The sequence below is a fragment of the Sporosarcina sp. FSL K6-6792 genome (assembly GCF_038004885.1).
GTDB lineage: Bacteria > Bacillota > Bacilli > Bacillales_A > Planococcaceae > Sporosarcina > Sporosarcina psychrophila.
In genome coordinates this window covers 3141530-3164542 of sequence record NZ_JBBOSA010000001.1, presented here as the reverse complement: position 1 = coordinate 3164542, position 23013 = coordinate 3141530, and the positions used below count along the sequence as shown (strand labels likewise).

The following is a 23013-nucleotide window of genomic DNA, read 5'->3' as shown; positions in this document are numbered from 1 at the left end:
CCCTTGTAAAGCGCATACGCCATATTCATTTGTTCAACATATATAAGTAGTGCTTGTAAGCGGTTATCCGAATTAATTTATACATCTACTCATGAACTCCTATCATTAGCCATATAGTTAGGCTATATAAGTTGATATATGGAGGAGGATATCATGCAGACGAAAGAAGTACGCTTACGTCGAATCCAGCAACTAGCTCATGAAATCATGCATGAAATGAATAGAGGGAATGAGCAAAGACAGTTTGAGACGCTAAATCTCGCGGTTGATAATCTATCTCGGGCACTTGGAGACTTAGCAGATCCATCCGGTAACTATTCACTCGACTATATAGAAGAAAAATTAGGAAAAGCCCATTATCTATTATTTAAAAACGAAAAAAAGATAAAGCTTCATTCTTAATAAGTGACAGTCACTACTAGCCAAAATCCCCGCAATCTCGTCGTAAACTTCTACGAGATTGTGGGGATTTTTGTAACGCCCTAGATTTTCACTTTAAGCAGTACTACCTTTTTTCTTTCTAAGTTTCCTGCTCACAATGTGGACTACTGCTATGAACTAGTTAAAAACCATATTCCTCATCTTTCGCTTTTCGAATCCCTACATGAGCATCGACAAGAAGCACGGTATCTTCCACTAAGCGCTCCAGACGGAAGAGAACATCATCATTAACGATTTCTTTGCGATGGAAATCCTTTTCTTCTATAAACACATAAGTAGGTACAATATGTGCCTTCATATACGCTAAAATTGGCTTTAACTGTTGTTCCGCCATCAAATAATGCTTAGCTGTACCTGCTGTTACGAGCATACTCACTACTTTATCCCGGAACGCATTGACTGGTAATAAATCAAATATATTTTTGAGCGTAGCCGGAATAGAAGCTTGGAACGTTGGCGATCCAATAATGATTGCATCCGCGGCCATAAGCGTTTCTGTAACATACTTGGTGTCACCCTCGTAGTCCCAATAATTACGCCCGTCACTAAAAACCATTTCAAATTCAGCCAGATCCAGTAATGTAATCTCTGCATCCGGGTATTTTTCATGCGCTATTTTGACTGTATAATCCATCGCTGTTCTTGTTTTAGACCCTACATTGGAGCCCGATAGTAAGACGATTTTCATGCTAGCATCTCCTTATTTTCCAGCAGTATATTTCTTAACTGCTGGTAGTATTTCTGTCGCAATTAATTCGATATTTTTCATAATTTTATCAAACGGAACGCCACCAAAGTCAATTTGTGCCATGAACCGCTGTTGACCGAATAATTCATACTGATAGAGCATTTTTTCAATAATTTGCTGTGGACTACCAATCATTAATGCATCGCGCGTATCCGTTGATTGTGCAAATTGTTGTTTCGGATAGCCGCCGCCTCTTAACGCCTGCATACCTGCATTAGCATGTGGATAATATTCACGAAGCGCATCCTGTGAAGTTTCTGCTGTATAGAATAGGCTCGTTGTTGCAATTGGTAACGCTGCTGGATCAAAACCACTACGCTGCGCCGCCTCACGGTAGGCATCCACCGACGCCTTAAAGTTAATCGCTGGTCCACCAAGAGTTGTCAGCATCATCGGTACTCCTGCATACCCAGCCTTAATCGCACTCGCGGGTGGGCCTCCTACTGCACGCCATATTGGCAGATGACCATTTTGTGGTTGCGGTAAAATAGTAGCGTTTTCCAATGGTGCCCGGAATTGCCCCTGCCATGTTACGGTTTCCTCATCGTTTATCTTTAGCAGAAGCTCTAATTTTTCTTCAAATAACTCTTCGTAGTCATGAACATCATACCCAAGTAAACTATAGGCCCCAATCCGTGAACCACGTCCTGCAACAATTTCAGCCCGCCCTTTTGAGATCAAATCAATCGTGGCAAAATCCTCATAGATACGAACAGGATCAGATACACTTAACACTGTTGCAGAACTCGCAATTTTAATGTTTTTTGTTGCCTGTGCGATAGCGCCTAAAATGACCGTATGCGCTTGTGTTGTAAAATGCGTTTGATGACTCTCCCCTACTGCAAAAACATCTAGTCCCGCCTCATCAGCCAACTTACTTGCTTCAATCAATTCGTGAATACGCTGCTCTGCGCTAATACGACTTCCTGTTAACGGATTTAGTAAATGATCCCCAATCGAATATAAACCAAATTCAAGTCCTTTAGTTGTGTCAATACGGTATTTCTCCATTTAAATTCTCCCCTTTTTAATCGATTGGTTGTAGTTTCGCTTCAATTTCTGCACGTTTTGATTCTAAAAATGGTGGTAAATCTAATTCTTTTCCTAAATCTTTAACTGCTGAATCAACTGTAAATCCAGGTCCATCTGTGGCAATTTCGAATAGAATGCCTTTCGAATCTCGGAAGTATAAGCTTTGGAAATAAAAACGATCGATAACACCAGATGAATCGAAGCCACGTTCTTTCACGACTCCGTCCCAATAGCGCAGCTCTTCCTCGTTCTTCACACGAATCGCTAAATGATGAATACTTCCTCGTCCCGGTTTTTCACTCGGTCCCTCCAACTGCTTCAAAACAATTTCACCAAATGCTTGCCCAGCAACCGACTGATAAATAACTTCTTTCTCAGAATGAGCTACTTCCACATAGCCAAACATCTCTTGCAACATTTTAGCCGTCCGTTCCAAATAACGTACTGTTATTTCCGTAGTTCCCATTCCTAAAATACGATGCTCTTGCTCCACAACTGAATCTTCCCAAGGCGACCAAAATTCAGGTATCGCTTCGCCATTATTATTAAGCAAGATCATTCGTAACCCCTCTGTATCCTCAAATGGCAGCGCTGCTCGACCTGCATACGTTGTAATGTCTCCGTGCTCTACATCCAATTGCTCAAAGCGCTTTTTCCAATACGTTAAACTTTCAAGTGATGGCACGAGTAAGCCGATTTGTGTTATGGCATTTGTTCCACGGACGGTTTTTCCAGCGTTCGTCATTTCAAAAAAGGATAACTCCGTTCCTGCACTTCCCGTTAAATCCCCATAAAACAAGTGATACATGGATGGGCTATCTTGGTTAACCGTCTTTTTCACACGGCGCAAGCCTAGTACATCTCGGTAAAAATGATTAGTCGCTTGAGCGCTTTTTGTAATCATTGAAATATGGTGATGTCCTAGTATTTTATACATGTTAGTTCCTCCTTAGTTTTTAAATTGATTAGTCAAGTGATAGTGCAAAAAAAATCACTCCAGCGGCAATTCTTTTTTTTGACTATGTTTATGGATGCGTGTCATTAATTTGTAAAGTGTTTTCTCTTCTTCCTCGTTTAATACATCAGCAAAAAATGACGTTTGAAACGCCAGTTGAGCTGGCATCGCCTCTTCTAAAATCGCTTCAGCCTTGTCAGTTAAGCTAATCATTTTCGTTTTCCAGTCTTGCTTACGTACAATATAGTCTTCTTTTTCAAGTCGTGCGAGCATGCGGGAAATACCGCCTTGCGTAACGGTCACTTTTTCAGCTAATTCACTTTGTGTGAGTGGCTGGTATATCTGAATTTGTACAAGTACATCAAATTGGGCAGTTGTTAACTCAAAACGCTTTAAAAACTCATTCGACAGTTGGTTACTTTGGTTTGTAAAACGCATTAAACGTAACCAAATCAACGAGCCAATCGTATTATTACGCATCTTGTTTCGCCTCCTCATCACTAACTTTAATATCACTTTACCACACAAGTGATGGAGAATCAAGTTATAAACCTCGAATTCAAGATAAAATTGTTTAAATTTTCACTTTCCAAATATGTAACAGGAAACCAAAATTAAAAACTCCCGCCACGCCCATTGATTATTACTAGTTTGTTCATTTTTACTTATTGCACTATTAATAAAACTGTACTTTATCGGAATCGCTGTTGTACCGATTAAAATGACAAAGGGAACAACCCCATTAAGAGTTGTTCCCTTTGTTTTGCTTATTTTAGGAGTTCAATTGTAAAACTAGATGTTCTAAACAGTTCAGGCAATCGGTCTTGAGATGCAAAAGCTTGGTTCCCAGCAACTCCACTGAAGATTACAACAAGTATAAGTATAGATAATAGCTTTTTCATTATAAATCCTCCCATGTCTTTATTTTTCTATAAATATAATCATATCTAATTGCTTCTTGATAACAAATAGATGATAATTTATATTTTCTATTATTGTAATACCATTCGGCTAGTGCAATCGAATATTTACGGACATACTGATAGTTCTGTTTTTCTTTAAAATATTCGATCGCTTCTTTAGTAATTCTTTCAGATAAACCTTGTTCACTATGAAGTGATTTGAAAATATTAAAATGATGGTAATACGATGTGAAATTATTATCTTTTAACTGTAAAAGTAATGAAATCCCCTTATCACACCAATCATTAACAAGCCTCTGGTTATTCATTTTTGAATACTCTATCACTAAACAAAATATCGAAATTAGGCCGCTATCTTCATCTTTTTCAAATTCAATACTTTCTTTATAGTAACGAATTGCTTCCTCACTATTGCCCATTATACTAGATAACGAACCAAGGTTATGGTAAACGATCCCTTTTTTGTGAGGCAAGTTAAACTCATCACATATTTGCATTGCTTTTAAATAGGATTCAAACGCATCTTGAAATTGTTCACTTTTCTTGCGAGTAATCCCAATAAGTATGTAGCAATCTAACACTCTCTTCATTAAAAAATTTTCTCTGTAATAACCAAGAGCACTTCTTATATAATCAATAGTAGTAAAGATTCGGCTATCTGCTGTGTAAACTACACCTATCATATAATTCAATTCCGCTTTTTCCCAAGCTTCTAATGCAATGTCATCGACTAATAATAACACATCTTCTAAATATTCAATCGATTTATTGCGTTTTTCTGTTGAATAATAGTAAAATGCCTTATTTACTTTATATAAATAGGTTTGCCGTGGGTTAAAATCTTTGCTCAATTCTTCAAGATCTTTTATTTCCTTTTTTATTTCATCCATTTTCCCGCCTGAAATAATGCGGAACCTTAATACAATCAGCAGATAAGTGTAGTAGAGCGTTCGGTTTTCAAATAAGGGACTATGTTGTTCTAAATACCCCAGTTTTTGTTTAGTAAAATTCACATTTTGATTTGTAATTACTTCCTTGTAAGTAGCCTCTAGCATTTTTTCGAAATCAATTTCAGTTTGCTGATTATTCTTCTGTAACTTCGATGGATCTATTCCTAAACGATTAAATAATAATGTGACTATGTCTTCACTTGGAAATATTAAATTCCGTTCAATTTTAGATAAATAAGATGGCGTACAGATTCCTTTTGCTAATACTAATTGTTTCATTTCTTGCCTAATTCGTTCTGTCTTTATTAAATGACCAACTTTCATTAGCGAATCCCTCTCTTTTACAGCATAATACATACTTAACATTAATCATACCATTTTAATGTGAGAAATTAATTACTGAAAGTCTCAAATAATGCATAATTCCAAATAAAATGTCCCAACCTAATTGAGTATTACTTTAGACTTATGAGTGGTATGTTTAACTTAGCAAGAAATAAGGGGTAGTACGCATGCGAATTGAAGACATTTATCCCCATAAAACCGTTAAGGTAATTAAAATAGATAAAGGCACTAGTCAATGTATAGATAATAAAATAGGGGTTCCGGATTCTAAAGCAATTTCCAATATGTTAAATCTAGTGGATAAATTCATACCATTCTTTCGAAGGGAGTGAGATTATGCCTACGGAAACGACAAACGAGCAATTTGATGGTGAATATAAAGATCTGCAATTATATCAAATGAAAATTGAACTGATTGAGTTTTTGGATAAGATGAAGTCTAATGGATTCTTAGAATCAGTAGAATTTCGCGATATTTCAAATGAAATCAAACAGATTTAACTCAAGGAGTTATTCAGTCGATTCTATCATTTAAATTTTTTATTATAATTTTAGGTGAACCTAAACATGTGCTAATCCAGTTCCAAGTGAGTTTGCTTGATAGTTAGAAATCACTAAACCACTAGAGGGTAGTAAACAATACCATAATACAGCCCACGCTAGTACCAATAAAATCATATACAACAAAAAACTCAGTCTAATTGTTAATGACTGAGTTTTTTTATGCAATTGTAGTTTGCTGGCATAGATAGAAATCATTTGCTCCAAACCACTAACATAAAACAATAACTTTATTGGGTGTAGTTTGGGCTGGGATACTTCTAGTAGTAGCACCATAGGTAACAATTAGATTTCGATTTGCAATACTTCCGGTAAAGGCTTGCCCGTTTTCCAATAAGATTTGGGTATGCGAAGATATATTTAATCTTAATGCGCCGTCGCTACTCTCTAATTGGCTGTTAAAAAAGGATACTTTCACATTTTGATAGGGAGTGTCTTTGGCAATTACAAGCGCTCGAAATTGTGGTGGGTATATGAGAGGGACTAGCGCGTTCGCATCATAAAACCCAGTTATCTTATCTCCTACTGCCACCATTACATGATCTACAAAGTAAGTAGTGGGTGCCACTACGAAATTGACTAACGTCCCGTTCCCATTTTCCACGGCTATTAATTTATAGCAACCGGCTTCGTTATTTTGCCCTATCGAAAAATCATCAATCGTCGTTACCGTACCATTAAAAGCTTTAAAGTTTATCATCCCTTAACCTCCGTTGCTAATCGAACTTATATCTATATAGATTATGCTATCTTAATTTCGATTGTTCGCTAGACACGGAAGTTTGTGTAGGCAAATGTAAAGCTAGAAATAATATAGATCTCTGGCTTTAGTGCTTCTATTGAAAGTTGATGCACTATTAATCAAAAAACTGTTATAATGCATAAAAAAACATCTTTATCTACTAGATTTCATTGTAGACAAAGATGTTTTTTTCTATTTATATGATGTGCCCTCTAACAGAAGTAACCGATTAGTTACTCATCTCTCAAAGTAGCTCATTAAAATTACCCAAAAAGATTTTCTGTTTTTCTTTTTCATGCTCATGCAGCGACGTGCTAATTCATGAGCTCTTGCTTCTTTCTGTAATTCACGCATCCGTTCACGGACGTATTCTATATCATGTTCAAACATTCTATTACTCCCTTAGGAGCACTTCCAAGTTTATTGTAAAGGTATGGCAAACACCATTCTTGTTATATATTTACCACCTAAATATACTGTTGGTGACTCCAATTTATTTTCTCCGAATCGCTTATTCAATCTGTTATTTACAATTTTGTTGATCATCTTTTATTCTCCTCCTCAATCTTATTTTTAATTAACTCTTAAAGTATTAAAATCTTTCACTATCCGCTCTCTGTAGATTCCTTCCTCAATACTTTTCTTTGCTGAATTACGTAAAACATAGTCAACACTCCTTTTCTACTTATTTATGCAACACGCAATGCGTGGAAACACCAATTTGTATTTAAATTGAACTCAAAAAGGCACACGCCTATTAAAATAAGCGTGTGCTCATTATAAAGAACGGCAGAATATATGCCATTCCGATACTAATTAGTTAAAAGAAAGATTGTTTACGCACGGAATGACTATAAAGTTATAGGTAGAATATACACGTTTAATCATTTTTTCCGTGCCTCCCTCTTTTTTTGTAAGTCTAACTACTTTAGGATACCATTTCCATTTTATAATTGTCAATACATTTAGATAATAAAGTTTCTTCGCATTCTAACTGCTTATGGATACCTTATACAGTTATTCGATGCATTGTTTTCCCTTTGCTACAGAAAAAGTTCTTTAGCTGATTTCAATCAATAGACTTTATTCTTCAAATTTTTCGTTCACTACTATAACTGACATCCAAAAACGGAGGCTATTATTATCGCCTTCGACATCGTTTAATCCCCATAAAAACCCTAAAAAAGTACCTTTTTCTGAAATTCAGAACTAGGTACCTTTTTTCATATCTATTCATTAATACAAGATTTCATGCCTTTACAATTATACGACCAAACACCTTTACATTGACAATAATTTTCGTCGTCCAATGGGCCAGGACATATAAAACAATAAATACAACGACAAGTGGCTTAAATAAAATCCAGGCCACAATCCAAAGTAGGAATGCATATATCGGTTTTACTCTTGTTAATAGTTTAGACGGCACCAAGAATAATCGGTACACTTTATATTGCTTTTGTAAAATTTCCAGGTACTCTTCTCTTAATTGGCGATTATCAGGTTTTAATCGGACCGCATTTTCCAAGTAATGCAATGACTTTAAATGATCTCCCCTTTGATCAGCTGCCCAAGCTAAATACATAAAGACAGTTGAATTTTCTGGCTCTAGTTCCAATGCTTGTTCTTCCGCCTGAAGAGCAAGATCTTGATTCCCCAAAATACTTTCAACATAACTGTAATTTGCAAGATAGAGTGCATTAGAAGTCTCAAATTTTAAAGCAACGAGAAAGCTTTCTTTCGCTTTTTTATAATTACCACGCTGATTATAAATATTCCCTTTCAAAAAATAATAATGGCCTTCTTCGGGGTAAATGGTTAAAGCTTCTTTAATCGCGGTCATCGCTTCATCATATTTACCTTCTGTGTAAAGCGTCGATACCCTAACCTCCCACGCGACCTCATTTTCTGGTTCTTTCTTTAATGCTTCTTGTGACCAATGCCAAGATTTTTCAAAGTCATCTAACATTAAATAGACTTTACTGAGCAGCGCATAACCATCCGCATCTTCGGGGTATTGTTGAATGTAGTTTTCCGTCTCTTTAATGGCATCTTTAAAACGACTCCACTCACACAATTGTTCAATCCGCATGAGTTGTGCATATTGTTTTTCTTCGTCCATCGCAACTCACAACCTATCTAATTCTATTCTCTTTTATATAATCAAGCACATGTTGATAATCCTTATTCACATCACTGAAGGTGGCGTAATTTTTAGCCGTGGAAAACCACTCCAAAGTCGTCGGCTTCCTTTGCTTCAATGCTCCACTTAAATCATCATTCGTTAACGGTTGTAGTTCACCCGTTTCCAACGAACGGTGTAATGCAGACTCGATTGCATCCCCGACAAGTTGGCCAAGATCAGCCCCAGAGAAATGTTCAGTTTTACTAGCAATTTTTTTGTGATTAAGCGAAGACTGAGGTTTGTCTTTCAGTTTTAATTCTAGGATGACTTCTCTTTCCGTTTCACTAGGTGGTGGGATGAATAGCAACTGATTGAAACGGCCAGGTCTCCGTAATGCAGAATCCAAATACCACGGCGTATTCGTTGCGCCAATAACATAGATACCATGATTATGAGAATTTAGACCATCCAACTCAAGGAGCAACTGATTGACAAGCATCCTCTCATGATGTTGTCTCATGTTTTGCCGATTTCCACCAATTGCATCCAACTCATCAATAAATAAGACGCATGGTTTATTTTCTCGCGCTGCTTCAAATACATCATGGAGATTATGCTCGCTTTCCCCTACGTACATCGACAAAATTGCTTGTAATTCCAAATGTAGAAAACTGGCATTTATTTCACCCGCAATCGCTTTTGCCAAAAATGTTTTTCCACAACCCGGTGGTCCGTATAACAGTAAACTTCCCCCAGCTTCTTTGCCATACGCTTTAAAAAACTCTGGATTCTTAAGTGGAAGGATGAAGTTCATCTGAATTTTCTTTTTAACATCCTCCAAACCGCCAACATCCGCAAACGTCTCTTTCGGCTCTGTCTTTTCAATTAGCGTATTTTTCGCTTTGTCAAATTGAATCACTTTTAGTTGTTTTCGTTTTCCTTCATAGTCATTCGTCATAATAGGCCCCTTTGCACAAATTCATCCTAGTTACTGAAATGCAAATACTCAAATATTTCCATATGTTAATTTTAGAATAAAGTGTAAAAAACGTCTATGAGTACAAAGCACAAGGGTATAAAGTTTTGTTACAGTAAAAATTGCCTGTCAATCAAATTCCAAACTAGAATCCAGAAAACCCGACTCGATTTGTACCAAACGTAAATACAGACAGCCGAGATGAATGTCTTTGTAATGCTTTATTTTGCGGCTTCCTCTTCACCCTACTGATGTGCACAACCGATAAAACAGCAGCCTCCTCCAATTTATCATTCTTATAAAGTTATAAGTTGCGAGGTTTTATTGGGAATTCTTTTGCAATCCGGTGTTAAACTTCAAACGAGTTTGCTATTTCTCTCTATGATAAAGTCAATAAAATATCTACTTGCTATCGGCAATACCTTTTTATCCTTGTATGCCAAACTGATTGTACGAAAAACAGCTGGAGAGATCGTTTTCGTCACAATGTTATACGGGCACCTATTTAAGACAAGCTTAGGTAAAATAGTAAGCCCAAGCCCTTGTTCAACCATGGCCATAATCGAATAATCATCATGCACCCGGTATTGTATATTGGGTTCTAAGTTATTTTGTTTAAAAATGGTTAACGGTTCGCTTAGTTCGCCCTCATCCAAAAGAATATAGGGTTCATTCGTTAATTCTTTCAAGGAAACATTGCGGTGCGTAGCTAAAGGATGGTCCATTGGCAATACAGCAAGCATTTCATCTTCTTGCAGCGGAATGGTTGTCAGATTCGTGACAGCAGTTGGATTGACAAAGCCAAAGTCAACGCTTCCCTCTTTAATCCAATTGGAGATATTCGTATATTCGCCTTGATGTAATTCAAAATGAACAGCTGGATACTGTTCCTTGAAATCCTTCATCAGTCCTGGCAACCAATTGCATGAAACACTCGAAAACGTTCCAATTCTGATAAGCCCACTATGCAGTCCTTGCATCTCGTTATGCTTTTCTATTAATTCCTGATGTGAATTTCGTATATTCTTAATATAAGGTAAAAACTCCTCGCCATCTGGCGTCAAGGTAATTCCTTTGCGGGAGCGTAAAATCAGCGTGGTCGAAAGCTCCTTCTCTAATGAATGGACCATTTGGCTAATGGCAGATTGCGTATAGCGAAGCTCTTCAGCTGCTTTGGTAAAACTGCCGGTTTCAATGATTTTGACAAAAGCATCATACGGATTCATCTTCTCTCACTCCCTTACATTAGCTAATCTAATAGTTCCATTATAAATATTCATGATATTAATACAAGTACCGGTGATACGATATAGATAAACAGATGGAAGGGGGTGAATTCCGAGCATGACACAGCGTCAAGCAAACTTAATTTTAGCTACGGTTTCATTGGCTTGGGGAGCATCATATATTTTCATGAAAATCACTGTGGATGTAATTCCTCCAATAACGATTGTCGCTTTACGATTCGGCATTGCATTTATCGTTATGGTACTGATATTCTTTAAAAAAATAATCCGTGTAGACGCTAAAACGTTAAAGTATAGTGCGATTGTAGGCGCTCTGCTATGTGGGATTTTCATTGCATTAATGTACGGCGTAAAAAACACGACTGCTTCTACAGCCGGTTTTCTGACGAGTACAACAGTTATCCTCGTTCCCGTTTTACAAATATTCATTACACGTAAACTCCCCAGTAGAAAAATTGTATGCGGCGTTCTAATTGTCTCTACCGGTTTAGCACTACTACTGATTGGAGATGATTTTACTATTGCATCCGGCGCATACTATTGTTTAGTAGCTGCCCTCCTTTATGCAGTCCATATTATCGTGACAAACCGCTTTGTGCGCGAGGTTGATGCCTTGCAGCTAGGTATTTACCAACTGGGATTTGCTACCTTTTTTGCAACCGTTGGAACCTTTCTATTTGAGACACCAGTTTTACCAGCTAGTGCGATTCATTGGTTTGCGATACTCGGTTTAGCACTCATCTGCTCTGCTTATGGCTTTGTTATGCAGCCAATTGCTCAAAAGTACACAACACCTGAAAGCACCGGTTTTCTCTTTTCGCTTGAACCCATTTTTTCAGCTATATTTGCATTCATCTTCATAAATGAAAATATGGGGCTACAAGGCTATTTTGCTGCGATGCTCATTTTAACTGGTGTACTGATAGCAAACTCTACATCTAAAAAACAACTGGAAATCGACTTTTAATGAATATGGGATTTTTCACCTTCGTGAATAATGTATTTAAACTATAGGAGCTGAGATCATGAATATATTAATTATTTACGCACATCCAGAACCAAAATCATTCAATAGTGCTTTAAAAGACCTTGCCGTTTCAGAATTAACATCTCTAGGTCATCAAGTCAAAGTGTCAGATTTATATGCTATGAATTTCAAAGCTGTCGCTGACCGTGATGACTTTCAATCACTTCAAAACGAGAACTTTTTAAAATATGCAGTCGAACAAAAACATGCAACGAAGACGAGTAGTTTCTCTCCAGATATTCAAGAAGAACAAGATAAACTTCTTTGGGCGAATTTTGTCATTTTCCAATTTCCTATATGGTGGTATTCTGTTCCTGCCATTTTAAAAGGGTGGTTTGATCGAGTATTTGCTTCTGGTTTTATTTATTCGAGAGGTAATAGATATGATACTGGCGGTCTCAAAGGTAGAAAAGCAATGTTGTCCGCTACAACAGGCTCTCCTAAAGGTGCGTATACGCCGTATGGAATGGACGGTGATATGAATGAGAAGATACTTTATCCTATTAATCACGGAATGCTTTACTTTGCTGGCTTTGAACCCGTCGAACCATTCATCTCTTGGACTCCATCACATGATGAAGAAGACCGAAAACAATACCTAGATGAATATAAAAAGCGTTTACACAATCTCGAGGAAATTCCATCTATCCCATATCACCCTACTTCTCATTATGATGAAAATCATCAATTAAAGATGGAGTATAGATAACTCTTACTAACCCGATTACCGTTATAATCAGACCATATATAAAAAGGTCAACCAGGAATATCTGGTTGACCTTTTATTACGAATGGGTACTTTAATTGAATATCATTGCAGCAATTACGACGTGAACACTTTTCCGTAAAATACTAACATATGTGATCAACAACAATAAAGTCATTTAAATCCAAAGGGTCTCCCTGCAATTGTACCCGCCTGCGGATTTCTTTATACCTGTATGGCTTCACACTATGAACAAAAATTCACTTGATATTTTTATAAGACTTTGCCGAACAATGATGCTAAGACTTGTAGTAATAGAATGCCGAATACAACAGGCATTGCAAATTTTGCAGGGAAACATTTGATCATGGATTAGTAATTCAATTAAAAGATTGTCCATGTCTATATAGTTCCACGAGTGGGTGCCTAAAAAATTAATAAGTTGTTAAAAACTTTAATTTTCCAATGGTTTCAGACTTGCCTCATCTGTTTCTTTAACTTTTTCAGATCTTTTGCTCCACTATGTTGCGAGTAGTGAGCCGGAAATATTATGCCCTACACTAAAGATGGCACTCGGCACAGCTGCAAGTGGTGAGAAGTGTGCTGCTGCCAATGCGGCACCGAGCCCAGATCTCTGCATTCCCACCTCAATGGAAATAGCTTTCCGGTCAGCATAATCCACTTTTCATTTTCTACGATAAAGTTTATCGTATTTCTTGAAATAACACATATCGTTGCTACTATTGTAACAATCTGGATGGGGTCATCGCCTAGACTTTCCTGAATAACAGAGGATTGTGGCAAAGAAGGAGAACTGATTTATCTCCCGGGACCCGCTTCCTCTTTTCGAATAAAGAGTGAACGAAACAGCAAATATCCAGTAGAAATGCTAAAATAGCTAGAACTCAAGTAAAGTTTTTTTGTATTCGTGCTATCATTCAATTGGCGATAAGTAGATGCACAAACAAGAACGTTCCCAAAGTAAGTGAACAGCTTTATTTGAGAGTAAATGCATTCTATTTATTGAAAAAGGATATGAAAATGCGAAGGCAAAGAAGATTACATCGCATGGTATTTCTACCGGACGTCACCATTCAATTGCAAGAGAGAAGCTAAAGTAAAAGCCTACTATAGAACATCTTAGTCATAGTGAGCGTAAAGAAAAGAGGAATTTATTTTGAAACTGACAAATGAACTAGACTATAGCCGATTGAATCATCTAAAAAAAGAAATGACGAGATTCATGCTAGCCTATAAATTTGCGTTAGACGAAGTGAGCACCAAAATCAATATCTTGGAAGAAGAATTTCAATTAATACATGAATACAACCCCATCGAACATATTAATACCCGCTTGAAAACACCAGAAAGCATTATTAAAAAGGCTCATCGTAAAAATGTTGAACTGTCCCTGTCTTCCATAAAGGAAAATATGCGGGATATCGCAGGCATTCGTATTAACTGCTCCTTTAACTCCGACATTTATAAACTAAGTGAAATGATTCAAAAGCAAAGAGATATTGAAGTGATTGAGTACAAAGATTACATACAAAATCCCAAACCCAATGGTTATCGGAGTCTTCATTTGATATTAAAAATTCCTGTGTTTATGACAGATCGGGTAGAGCACGTCTTTGTGGAAATGCAAATCAGGACAATTGCTATGGATTTTTGGGCAAGTCTGGAACATAAAATCTTTTATAAATTCAACAAATCTGTCCCTGAAAAAATTACGAAAGAGTTGAAAGAAGCCGCGGAATCTGCCAACGAATTGGATCAAAAGATGGAGAATCTTCAAAAAGAAGTTAATGAAATTAAACGAATGGATGAAGAGTTTACTACACCTCTTTTTAATGAAAAGAATGACTTCAATATTCCGCTTAAATTCTTAGAAATGATGAATGAAAGTAGCAAAACTAGCCTGACTGAAGTATAACTGGTATTTCGGTTCTCAATTAATTCGCAAACCATTCATTTTCAACCTGGAAAGGGAAATGGGTTTGAAAGAGAACTGTTGTAAGATGCTGTTTGTTCCTAAGTATGGGACAAACAGCTTTTTCTATTTATGCATGGATTAAAAAGCTTTCCCCAAGTGAATTTGAAGATGGATCTTCTGAGACTCCAGATACTAGGAATCGAAGCTAGAAATAGCAGAGTTATGGTTTAACTTTTTAAGAAGTAATAAGTATTTATAGGTTGTATTGCACTCGTTATTTTACTGAATGTTCCAACACTGATATGCTAGTTTTAGCTAAAACCACAGCTGATAAGCAGAAACTTGGGAATGTGATTAATGCAATATTGAGCGTCTTAGACTGACCTTTTTAGAATGACCGTTCTAAAAAGGATTTTACTTTTATAAGGATGGTGGCAAACCGATGAATTTTTTAGAAGTATTACAGAAGGTTGCTAAGGGCGAATTGCCTGAATCACCTGCTGCTGATTTAATTGGATTTAGAGTGACCAAAGCGGAGGATGCAAAGGTGATCATTGAACTCAACGTGACGGAAAAACTACACAATCCGATGGGAACACTTCATGGTGGAATAATATGTGATATCGCAGATGCCGCAATGGGCTATGCGTTTGCGACCACACTCAAGAAAGACGAACTGTTTTCAACGGTAGAAATAAAAACGAATTTCCTCAAACCAGTTTTCAGAGGTAAGTTACGTGCTGAGGGGAAGTTAATGAAAAAAGGCTCTTCAATAGGTTTATTAACGTGTAATATCTTTGATGAAAAGGATGAGCTAGTCGCCTATTCGACAAGCACATGTATGGTGTTAAAAGGGCAGTCTAATCAGAAGCGAATTCAGGTAGAGTGAGCCATGGATAAATAAGTAGTTGCACAAGTTATAAATTGAATAGTTTAAAGTTATGGAGCATTTCCCTGTAATGAGAAATGCTTTTTATCTTTGCCTAAAATTAAAAAGATGTTTTTATAAAATAAGGTACAACTAAAAACGATAAACATTTATTGCGAATCGATAAAAAACGTGCTAAAATGAAATTACTAATAAATAAGTGAGGTGCTTTTTTTGAAACGAGGTTCAACAAACTTTTTAAAAATAGCCGTTATTCTTCTTGGAATTCCTATTGTTGCTTTATGTATATTTGGATTGCCCCTGCTAGCTAAAGATGCAGCAGAAAGTAATTCGGAGTTTGCTTATGTACTATACGGCATTGTAATAATTATGTATATTTCGGCGATACCATTTTTCGTTGCATTGTATCAGGCTTTTAAACTTTTAAATTATATTGATAAGAGCAAAGCGTTCTCGGAAATATCTGTAAAAGCTTTGAAAAATATAAAACATTGCGCAATCTCAATCAGTGGCTTATATGTGGTTGGTATGCCCTTCTTCTTTATCTTTGCGGAGTTAGACGACGCCCCGGGTGTCATATTGGTTGGAATGCTCTTTATTTTTGCTCCAATGGTAATCGCAGTCTTTGCTGCCGTTCTCCAAAAACTTTTGCAAGAAGCTATTAATATAAAATCAGAAAATGATTTAACAGTCTGAGGTGAAAACAATGGGAATAATAATCAATATTGATGTGATGTTGGCTAAAAGGAAAATGAGCGTGACAGAACTCTCAGAGAGGGTTGGAATAACAATGGCTAACATTTCTATATTGAAAAATGGAAAGGCAAAAGCGATTCGATTATCAACTTTAGAAGCGATTTGTAAAGCTTTGGACTGTCAGCCTGGAGATATTTTGGAATACCGAAGTGATGAAGACAACCAAGGTTAACAAAGTGGAGGTATTTAACATTGAAAGAAAAAGGACATCTTTTTACATTATTTCATAAAAAGGGAGTTACTCATGAATTTAACCATCCAAAAATGGAGACACAAATCATGAGAGCATCAAAACAACTCGTTCGTTTTGGCCGGGAGCAGGCCCTATCATGTTTGTTTCCTGTCGTCATTTTCGCCTCTTTGGCTTTTACACAATTCATCCCACTTCCGTTCCTACCACGTTATGACTGGCTGCTCATTATCTTCCTTCTGATGCAATGGTGGATGGTGCGTTCTGGGCTTGAAACACGGGATGAACTAAAGGTTATCACATTGTTCCACCTTATTGGACTTGCTCTTGAAATTTTCAAAGTACATATGGGCTCCTGGGCTTATCCAGAGGATGGCTATTTCAAAATCTTTGGAGTGCCTTTATATAGTGGATTCATGTACGCGAGTGTAGCGAGTTATCTTTGCCAGGCATGGAGGAGGTTAAAGGTTGAACTGGTTAAGTGGCCACCGTTTTTGATAGTTGTGCCTCTTGCAGCTGCAATTTATTTAAACTTTTTCACTCACCATTATTGGATCGATGTTCGGTGGTGGCTATCTGGACTTGTAATTATCGTCTTTTGGCAATCATGGGTCACATACGAGGTTGATGGAACTCGTTACCGCATGCCACTCGCACTTTCTTTTGTGCTCATCGGATTTTTTATATGGATAGCTGAAAATATTGCAACGTTCTTTGGTGCATGGAAATACCCAAACCAAACCGATGCATGGAGTCTCGTTCATCTAGGAAAGGTAAGTTCATGGCTCTTATTAGTAATTGTCAGCTTTCTTATAGTAGCGACGTTAAAACAGGTTAAGGGGAAAAATTCCACTAAGATAGATGCTAGTCAATTATAATGACAGTTAAGAATACGTAAGACGACTAGTGTTTTAACACAAAGTTAAGCAGTCATTTACTGGTTTCCTTTGGTTAATCAACACATGTGTAATTCCTCATTTCTATGTCCAATAGATATAACGCAAATGAACTTTAAATTACCAAAAGGTCATCCTCAAACTTATCCCTTTTTGACGCTATAAAAAAACGTGCCAAGTACCAACACAATTAAAAGTTGTGGAGTGGCACTTGGCACAAAATCGTTAATTTATCGTACAGTTTTCAATGCACCGCTCCAAGAAAGGACTTGGTCGAGCATGGTGTTCGCATTGGCTGCGTGGTAGTCAGCAGGTTTGAACACGCTCATGTTTTCAAAGTCAGACATAAGTGAGAACGTAACTGCCGTACGTACGTCAGCAACTTGTAGTTCGCCCAAAATCAGGCGTAGGTTTTCATGTGCACGCGTACCGCCCAAGCTACCATATCCAACAAAACCAGCTGCTTTATTGTTCAATTCTGGGTTTAAAAAGTCAAGTGCATTTTTTAGCGCTCCACCGATTGCATGGTTATATTCAGGTGTGATGAAAATATAACCATCGAAAGAAGCCATTTTTTCTGACCAAGCTTTTATTTGTCCTTCAGCACCAGGTTGTGCATTCGCTGAACCCAAGAATGGAAGATTGTAATTTGCAAGATCTACGATTTCATACTCCGCGTCATTACGTTTTTCCGCAAAATCAACCATCCATTTTGCTACAGCATCACCGTTTCGCCCTTCACGTACACTACCTTGAACAATACCTATTTTCAATTTTTCGTTTGTCATTGTTTTTTCCTCCTCATTATATCTACCTAATAGTCTATCTAAAAACCCCATATAATAACCACCTATACGATTTATTTATCTCCGCTTCAATACTCTACTTTTATAAATCGCTGCCTTAAATTCCTAGATAAATACGATTCCCAGAAGGATCATAGGAAACAAAAGAACCGTTTTCTTCTGTCACAGCTACACCAATATTCTTCAACTGGGCGATAACATTATTCCTTGCTACCTCATCTGCTAAAACTATAGTAAACGACTCCAGTCCAACACTATTTAAAGGTGGTGTTGGAGCCCCAACTCCAGCCCAAGTGTTTAAGGCAATTTGATGATGGTATTTACCAGTAGAGATGAAAAGCGCCTGATTACCATACCGGTTAACCACTTCAAAACCGAGGCCCTTAGTATAAAACTCTTCGGTCTTTTTCAATTCAGATACATGTAAATGAATATGACCCATGACTGTCCCAGCCGGTAAACCTTTCCATGGCTGCGGTCTCCCTTCGGATAGAAGGTCTTCAAAATTCAATGGATCCACTGTCATTGCCACTTCACCGTTACTCCAAGTCCATTCGGAAGGTTCGCGGTCTATATAAATTTCAATTCCATTTCCATCTGGGTCTGCTAAATATAAAGCTTCACTTACAAGATGATCTGATGATCCATACCGCAAACCGATTTCCATGAAATGATGCACGATTTCAGCTAAATCTGAACGTTTAGGTAGAAGAAGGGCAAAGTGATATAGACCCGTAGTTTTTTCATACTGTGGTACTACATTTTCTGGTTGTTCGATTGATAGTACACTCGTTTTACCATCCGTTGTTAGTTTAGCCGTTTTTTCAGTTTGTTCTAGAATTTGAAAACCAAGAATCTCCTGATAAAACGTAAGTGATCGATTTAAATCTTGTACCTTAATGTTTACATGACCTACAAAAGTGTTTGGTTTGCTATGAAACTCCATATTTATTACCTCCATTTTTTATTTTTGTCCTTCAGAATGAAAGATTTTATTACCTAATGAGAAACGAGAGCTGTTTGCAAAAACGAGAAAAATGGACATAGCGAGTAGTGCCAATTCCAATTCGTACCCCGCCATTTCATCATTGCCAAGAAATCCTGCAGAGAGTTTTACTGTAAAAATTGCCCCCAGCATAATAACAGCAAACAATACAGAAATAATTCGTGTTCCAATACCAAGTATCAGCAGAATACCGCCAATTAACTCTATAACTGCAACGGCATAAGCTAAAAATCCTGGAATACTAAGGCTATCGAAAAAACCAGCAGTGTTAGCTAAGCCCCCTTGAAACTTAGATACTCCATGAATGAAAAAAGTAAGACCAAAAACCAAACGCAAAATAACCGTACCCACATCATTTTTATTCATTTTCTCTATTCCCCTTTATAGTTAGTTACTTTATGTAATTAACTATATTATAGAGTGTTATAGTTGTCAAGTAAGTTAATTACTTACGAAATAAACCCATCATGTTATATACTGCATATAAAGGAGTGAAAGAAAAAATGAAGCAATCTATTATTTGTCCCCGATTTGAAAAAGCCATCTCGCTTTTAAGTCAGCGCTGGATGGCTTTGATTATCAATCAAATATTGTCGGGCTCAAACCGATTTAGTACAATTCAATCTTCTATCGGAATCAGTGGCAAAGTTTTATCAGAACGCTTAAAAGATTTAGAACAACAAGGGATTGTAAAGCGTGATGTTATACCTGAAACACCTGTTATTATTGAGTACTCCTTAACGGAAAAAGGGCTTTCATTAGAGCCGGTTTTGAAAGAAATAGAAAATTGGTCACAGTCATGGGTGGAAATTGAGAGTGAAGAAACATAAAATCATATCCTTACCTATCCACAAAAGGAAAATATGAAATTAACGAAATGATTTCTAAGAAAACGTCAACTAGGAATAATTACAGGTTTTTGAATCTTTCCGATTTGCGGGAAGGTGAATATATTCAATAATGGCATTCTCATGACCGTTCCTATTTTGGTACAGGCTGTGATAATGCCTTTTTCTTTATCTTAACGCTGTTATTTAGATTAATTAACCGTATTGAAAATATAGATTGTACTAGTTGTCTTCAAAAGTCTTCACAAAATTAATAATCACAAAACTCATTTTCATTCAATGACATGCATGTAGAGAAGCACTCCCTTGGTGCTTTTATTTTTTCTAACTTCTGAATAAACACGAAAAAAGATTAGACATCCGCGTACATGTCCAATCTTCATTTTATTATTGTTCAATTGTATTTTTTTGAGTAGTGTATTGTACATGTACTTAAACTTGATAAATTCATAATAAGGTTTGACCATTTTAGTGAAAGTTATCGAATTAACCCTTTGTCTGTGTCTTAATTTGTCGGACAACCCGTTCTCCCATTTCCGGCGATGCATTGTACAGATACGTCAAAACAATGCGTCGTGTCTCATCGGATATGCCGGCAAGATCAGCAGAAAGATTATTTACTAGGTGATTTTGTTGCTCAGGGGGAAGAGCATGATAATATTGCCCGGCCTGCGTAAAATCATCCGGTTTTGGCAAATCGGATCGTTCAAGATGCCCCTCCACAAATCTGCCGTTGCCGCTTGTCACTTGTGTTGCTGGTGTCCAGTCTTCCTGATGATTGATAGGTATTTTACGAAAATCTGGTCCAAGCCGCCGACGCTGGGAATCCGAGTAAATATTGGCGCGTCCCTGCAGCATCTTATCATCTGATAATTCGGCCCCTTCCAAAAGATTGGACGGTGAAAAGGCCAGTTTCTCCACTTGTTCCATATAGTTATCCGGGTTGCGGTTCAACGTCAAACGGCCAACCGGCATCAGAGGGTACTGCTGTTTATCCCAAACTTTTGTATCATCCAATGGATCATAAGGAAGAGTGGCTTCATCTTTCGGATTCATAAGCTGCACATAAAGCCCATATACAACAGGCTCTCCCTTTGCTAGGGTATCATACAAATCCTGACCTGCAATATCTGGGTTCTCGCCATTCCATCGGGCGGCTTCTTGAGCATCTATATACTGCTCCCCAGCATAAGGAACCCAGTGATATTTTACATAACTGCGTACCCCCTCCCCGTTCTTCCAAACGTAGGTATTCACACCATAACCCGGCATGTGGCGAAAGCTTTTTACTGTGCCTGCATCAGAGTAAAGCCGAACAACAAAATGGGTTGATTCTGGTGCTCTGGCTATGAAGCTCCAGAACCGTTCGGGATCCATCAAGTTATTTACGGGCGAGGGTAAAAAAGCTTGAATGGTCTCTGGAAAACGTATAGCATCTCGTACTAAAAATACAGGAATATGGTTGAAGACCAAATCAAAAATACCCTCTTCAGTATAAAACTTAGTAGAAAATCCACGCACATTTCGTGAGGTATCCGGAGTACCTTTATTACTTACAGCAAGCGAAAATCTCACAGTAACTGGAACTTGCTGCCCAGGATTTTGTAAAAAGCACAGCTTTGTGTATTTTGCCATAGAATACACAGTCTCAAAGTAACCAAAAGCACCAAAGCCTTTAACATGCACTGGTCTTTCTAAAATTGTTGAATGGACAAAGGTCTCCAATGTTTCATGTAAAATACTGTCCTGCTCCAGTACAGGACCTCTTTCACCTACAGTCTGTGAATGCATTTCCTCAGCCCTTACTTTTGATGCGTTTCTGTTAAAATGCGTGGAAGAGCCTGATTCCCCTCCATTGTTTTCTCTCATAATTATTCCTGCCTCCTGTACCCACAAGTTAATTCCCTAAGATACACTATTATTTATGTGAGGCCCCATACAATTATGAATAGAGCTAGCTAAATAACCATGCAAAAAGAACGGACATCCGCAGGACGCGGCGACCTTAGCCAGAGTTCCACTAATCAGCAGAGCAGGGAGTTTGTGCTGATTCAAGTTACTATAAATAAATCATCATTTGTTGCTTTTCACATGCATCTCTTCTATACTTTTAACCACTAATAGGAGGAGATTCAAAAATGTTAAAGACAATCGTATTCGAACATTTAAAGAATGCCATGAGGGAAAAGGATGTGCTCGCAAAAGGAGTACTAACATTAGTAAAAGCAGCACTCGATAGCGCTGAAAAGGAAAAAGGTGCAGTTCTTTCAACTGATGAGGAAGTTGCCATCGTCAACCGCGAAATCAAACAGACCAATCAAGCGCTGGAAGGCGCACAAAAAGCACAGCGTGAAGACTTAATTGCACAAGAAGAAGCAAAATTAGTTCTGCTCAAAAAATTCTTGCCTAAACAACTTAGCGAAGACGAAATTGTAACAATGTTGACAGAGGCAGGAATCACCAAAGGTATGAACATGGGTGATGCCATGAAAATCGCAAAACCATTACTTACTGGGAAAACAGACGGCGGAACAATGTCAAAAGTCGTGAAAAACTTAATCTGATATTAGTGTGGGGTTTCCGTGCAAGATAATTGTTGCACGGAAACCCCATATTCATTTGTAGATCGACAATCCCTTTATGTGGATGCTGGATACACTTCCCGTTAAGTAGTAATAGGTAAGAGCTGATACTATTCGAATAATATCAGCTTTTTTTCCTATTCACTCAAAAGAAATTGCGGTTGTAAAAGACCCATTTCACAAAAATCCACTTGTAGAAATGAAGATCCTACCTGTTAGCTATCCAATCTTATATGCAGGTTTGCGCATTGCATCCTATATATCAAGTAAGTAAATTGAATAAAAAATAAGACCTCCGATTTGATAGATCGGACGGTCAAATAGCT

At 37.4% G+C, this 23013-nt stretch carries 26 protein-coding genes and 1 pseudogene; 11 read left to right on the top strand and 16 right to left on the bottom strand.

Features of this window, described 5'->3' with window-relative positions:
- The first annotated feature begins 153 nt into the window (after positions 1 to 153).
- Positions 154 to 402 carry a hypothetical protein gene (locus MKZ26_RS15455; RefSeq protein ID WP_340741092.1) on the top strand — a complete coding sequence of 83 codons (249 nt, stop codon included), beginning with the start codon at positions 154 to 156 and terminating at the stop codon, positions 400 to 402.
- A 160-nt stretch (positions 403 to 562) separates the two neighbouring features.
- Here MKZ26_RS15455 and MKZ26_RS15450 read toward each other — a convergent pair whose 3' ends face one another.
- From MKZ26_RS15450 to MKZ26_RS15425, 6 genes are all read right to left on the bottom strand, one after another.
- Positions 563 to 1129, bottom strand: coding sequence for an NADPH-dependent FMN reductase (locus MKZ26_RS15450; RefSeq protein WP_340766695.1), 567 nt, complete (start codon positions 1127 to 1129; stop codon positions 563 to 565).
- A 12-nt stretch (positions 1130 to 1141) separates the two neighbouring features.
- Positions 1142 to 2200, bottom strand: a complete 1059-nt coding sequence (locus MKZ26_RS15445) for an LLM class flavin-dependent oxidoreductase (protein ID WP_340766694.1) — start codon at positions 2198 to 2200, stop codon at positions 1142 to 1144.
- Positions 2201 to 2216: 16 nt separating this feature from the next.
- Positions 2217 to 3158 (bottom strand): ring-cleaving dioxygenase, encoded by a 942-nt coding sequence (locus MKZ26_RS15440; RefSeq protein WP_340766693.1) that lies wholly within the window; start codon positions 3156 to 3158, stop codon positions 2217 to 2219.
- A gap of 54 nt (positions 3159 to 3212) precedes the next feature.
- Entirely contained in the window at positions 3213 to 3656 is a 444-nt protein-coding gene (locus MKZ26_RS15435; RefSeq protein WP_340741095.1) for a MarR family winged helix-turn-helix transcriptional regulator, read from the bottom strand.
- Between the two features lie 287 nt (positions 3657 to 3943).
- Positions 3944 to 4078, bottom strand: coding sequence for a hypothetical protein (locus MKZ26_RS15430; protein ID WP_340766692.1), 135 nt, complete (start codon positions 4076 to 4078; stop codon positions 3944 to 3946).
- A complete protein-coding gene (locus tag MKZ26_RS15425; protein ID WP_340766691.1) occupies positions 4078 to 5373 on the bottom strand; it encodes a tetratricopeptide repeat protein in 1296 nt (431 codons plus the stop codon). Before MKZ26_RS15425 ends, MKZ26_RS15430 begins: the two co-directional genes overlap by 1 nt.
- A 357-nt stretch (positions 5374 to 5730) precedes the next feature.
- Between MKZ26_RS15425 and MKZ26_RS15420 the strand changes: the two genes are divergently transcribed.
- Complete coding sequence (locus MKZ26_RS15420; RefSeq protein ID WP_156476125.1) at positions 5731 to 5895, top strand: hypothetical protein; 165 nt, start codon at positions 5731 to 5733, stop codon at positions 5893 to 5895.
- 271 nt (positions 5896 to 6166) lie between these two features.
- On the opposite strand, the gene MKZ26_RS15415 is transcribed toward MKZ26_RS15420, so the two are convergent.
- The 5 genes from MKZ26_RS15415 to MKZ26_RS15395 all read right to left on the bottom strand — a co-directional run bounded on the left by MKZ26_RS15415 (position 6167) and on the right by MKZ26_RS15395 (position 11024).
- Entirely contained in the window at positions 6167 to 6655 is a 489-nt protein-coding gene (locus MKZ26_RS15415; RefSeq protein WP_067213682.1) for a hypothetical protein, read from the bottom strand.
- 279 nt (positions 6656 to 6934) lie between these two features.
- Entirely contained in the window at positions 6935 to 7087 is a 153-nt protein-coding gene (locus MKZ26_RS15410) for a hypothetical protein (RefSeq protein WP_338654559.1), read from the bottom strand.
- Between the two features lie 859 nt (positions 7088 to 7946).
- Positions 7947 to 8819, bottom strand: a complete 873-nt coding sequence (locus tag MKZ26_RS15405; RefSeq protein ID WP_340766690.1) for a tetratricopeptide repeat protein — start codon at positions 8817 to 8819, stop codon at positions 7947 to 7949.
- A gap of 13 nt (positions 8820 to 8832) precedes the next feature.
- A complete protein-coding gene (locus tag MKZ26_RS15400) occupies positions 8833 to 9780 on the bottom strand; it encodes an ATP-binding protein (RefSeq protein WP_067213684.1) in 948 nt (315 codons plus the stop codon).
- Positions 9781 to 10154: 374 nt separating this feature from the next.
- Positions 10155 to 11024, bottom strand: coding sequence for a LysR family transcriptional regulator (locus tag MKZ26_RS15395; RefSeq protein WP_340766689.1), 870 nt, complete (start codon positions 11022 to 11024; stop codon positions 10155 to 10157).
- A 118-nt stretch (positions 11025 to 11142) separates the two neighbouring features.
- On the opposite strand from MKZ26_RS15395, the gene MKZ26_RS15390 reads away from it, so the two are divergent.
- Positions 11143 to 12012 carry a DMT family transporter gene (locus MKZ26_RS15390; RefSeq protein ID WP_340766688.1) on the top strand — a complete coding sequence of 290 codons (870 nt, stop codon included), beginning with the start codon at positions 11143 to 11145 and terminating at the stop codon, positions 12010 to 12012.
- Positions 12013 to 12070: 58 nt separating this feature from the next.
- Complete coding sequence (locus MKZ26_RS15385; protein ID WP_340766687.1) at positions 12071 to 12781, top strand: NAD(P)H-dependent oxidoreductase; 711 nt, start codon at positions 12071 to 12073, stop codon at positions 12779 to 12781.
- 451 nt (positions 12782 to 13232) lie between these two features.
- Here the strand turns inward: MKZ26_RS15385 and MKZ26_RS15380 are convergent.
- Positions 13233 to 13463 (bottom strand): annotated as a pseudogene (locus tag MKZ26_RS15380) (bile acid:sodium symporter family protein); the annotation flags it as partial.
- A gap of 558 nt (positions 13464 to 14021) precedes the next feature.
- Here MKZ26_RS15380 and MKZ26_RS15375 point away from each other — a divergent pair.
- The 5 genes from MKZ26_RS15375 (at position 14022) to MKZ26_RS15355 (ending at position 17427) form a co-directional block, all read left to right on the top strand.
- Positions 14022 to 14714: a GTP pyrophosphokinase gene (locus tag MKZ26_RS15375; protein ID WP_445683459.1), complete on the top strand. Its 693-nt coding sequence runs from the start codon at positions 14022 to 14024 to the stop codon at positions 14712 to 14714.
- A 442-nt stretch (positions 14715 to 15156) separates the two neighbouring features.
- The gene (locus tag MKZ26_RS15370; RefSeq protein WP_187046207.1) at positions 15157 to 15603 is read left to right on the top strand and encodes a PaaI family thioesterase; all 447 of its coding nucleotides are present in this window, start codon (positions 15157 to 15159) and stop codon (positions 15601 to 15603) included.
- 213 nt (positions 15604 to 15816) lie between these two features.
- Positions 15817 to 16299: a DUF2975 domain-containing protein gene (locus MKZ26_RS15365; protein WP_340741103.1), complete on the top strand. Its 483-nt coding sequence runs from the start codon at positions 15817 to 15819 to the stop codon at positions 16297 to 16299.
- A 10-nt stretch (positions 16300 to 16309) separates the two neighbouring features.
- Positions 16310 to 16531 (top strand): helix-turn-helix domain-containing protein, encoded by a 222-nt coding sequence (locus tag MKZ26_RS15360; protein ID WP_067213691.1) that lies wholly within the window; start codon positions 16310 to 16312, stop codon positions 16529 to 16531.
- Positions 16532 to 16638: 107 nt separating this feature from the next.
- A complete protein-coding gene (locus tag MKZ26_RS15355; protein WP_340767666.1) occupies positions 16639 to 17427 on the top strand; it encodes a DUF817 domain-containing protein in 789 nt (262 codons plus the stop codon).
- 248 nt (positions 17428 to 17675) lie between these two features.
- On the opposite strand, the gene MKZ26_RS15350 is transcribed toward MKZ26_RS15355, so the two are convergent.
- The 3 genes from MKZ26_RS15350 to MKZ26_RS15340 all read right to left on the bottom strand — a co-directional run bounded on the left by MKZ26_RS15350 (position 17676) and on the right by MKZ26_RS15340 (position 19623).
- Positions 17676 to 18233 carry an NADPH-dependent FMN reductase gene (locus tag MKZ26_RS15350; RefSeq protein ID WP_067213692.1) on the bottom strand — a complete coding sequence of 186 codons (558 nt, stop codon included), beginning with the start codon at positions 18231 to 18233 and terminating at the stop codon, positions 17676 to 17678.
- Positions 18234 to 18348: 115 nt separating this feature from the next.
- Complete coding sequence (locus MKZ26_RS15345; RefSeq protein ID WP_340766685.1) at positions 18349 to 19197, bottom strand: VOC family protein; 849 nt, start codon at positions 19195 to 19197, stop codon at positions 18349 to 18351.
- 18 nt (positions 19198 to 19215) lie between these two features.
- Positions 19216 to 19623 (bottom strand): DoxX family protein, encoded by a 408-nt coding sequence (locus tag MKZ26_RS15340; RefSeq protein ID WP_340741105.1) that lies wholly within the window; start codon positions 19621 to 19623, stop codon positions 19216 to 19218.
- A gap of 137 nt (positions 19624 to 19760) precedes the next feature.
- Here MKZ26_RS15340 and MKZ26_RS15335 point away from each other — a divergent pair, with 137 nt between their 5' ends.
- Complete coding sequence (locus MKZ26_RS15335; RefSeq protein WP_187046210.1) at positions 19761 to 20087, top strand: winged helix-turn-helix transcriptional regulator; 327 nt, start codon at positions 19761 to 19763, stop codon at positions 20085 to 20087.
- 504 nt (positions 20088 to 20591) lie between these two features.
- Here MKZ26_RS15335 and MKZ26_RS15330 read toward each other — a convergent pair.
- Entirely contained in the window at positions 20592 to 21974 is a 1383-nt protein-coding gene (locus MKZ26_RS15330) for a catalase (RefSeq protein ID WP_445683428.1), read from the bottom strand.
- 269 nt (positions 21975 to 22243) lie between these two features.
- Here MKZ26_RS15330 and MKZ26_RS15325 point away from each other — a divergent pair, with 269 nt between their 5' ends.
- Positions 22244 to 22669, top strand: a complete 426-nt coding sequence (locus MKZ26_RS15325; RefSeq protein ID WP_067213697.1) for a GatB/YqeY domain-containing protein — start codon at positions 22244 to 22246, stop codon at positions 22667 to 22669.
- The last annotated feature ends 344 nt before the right edge of the window (positions 22670 to 23013 follow it).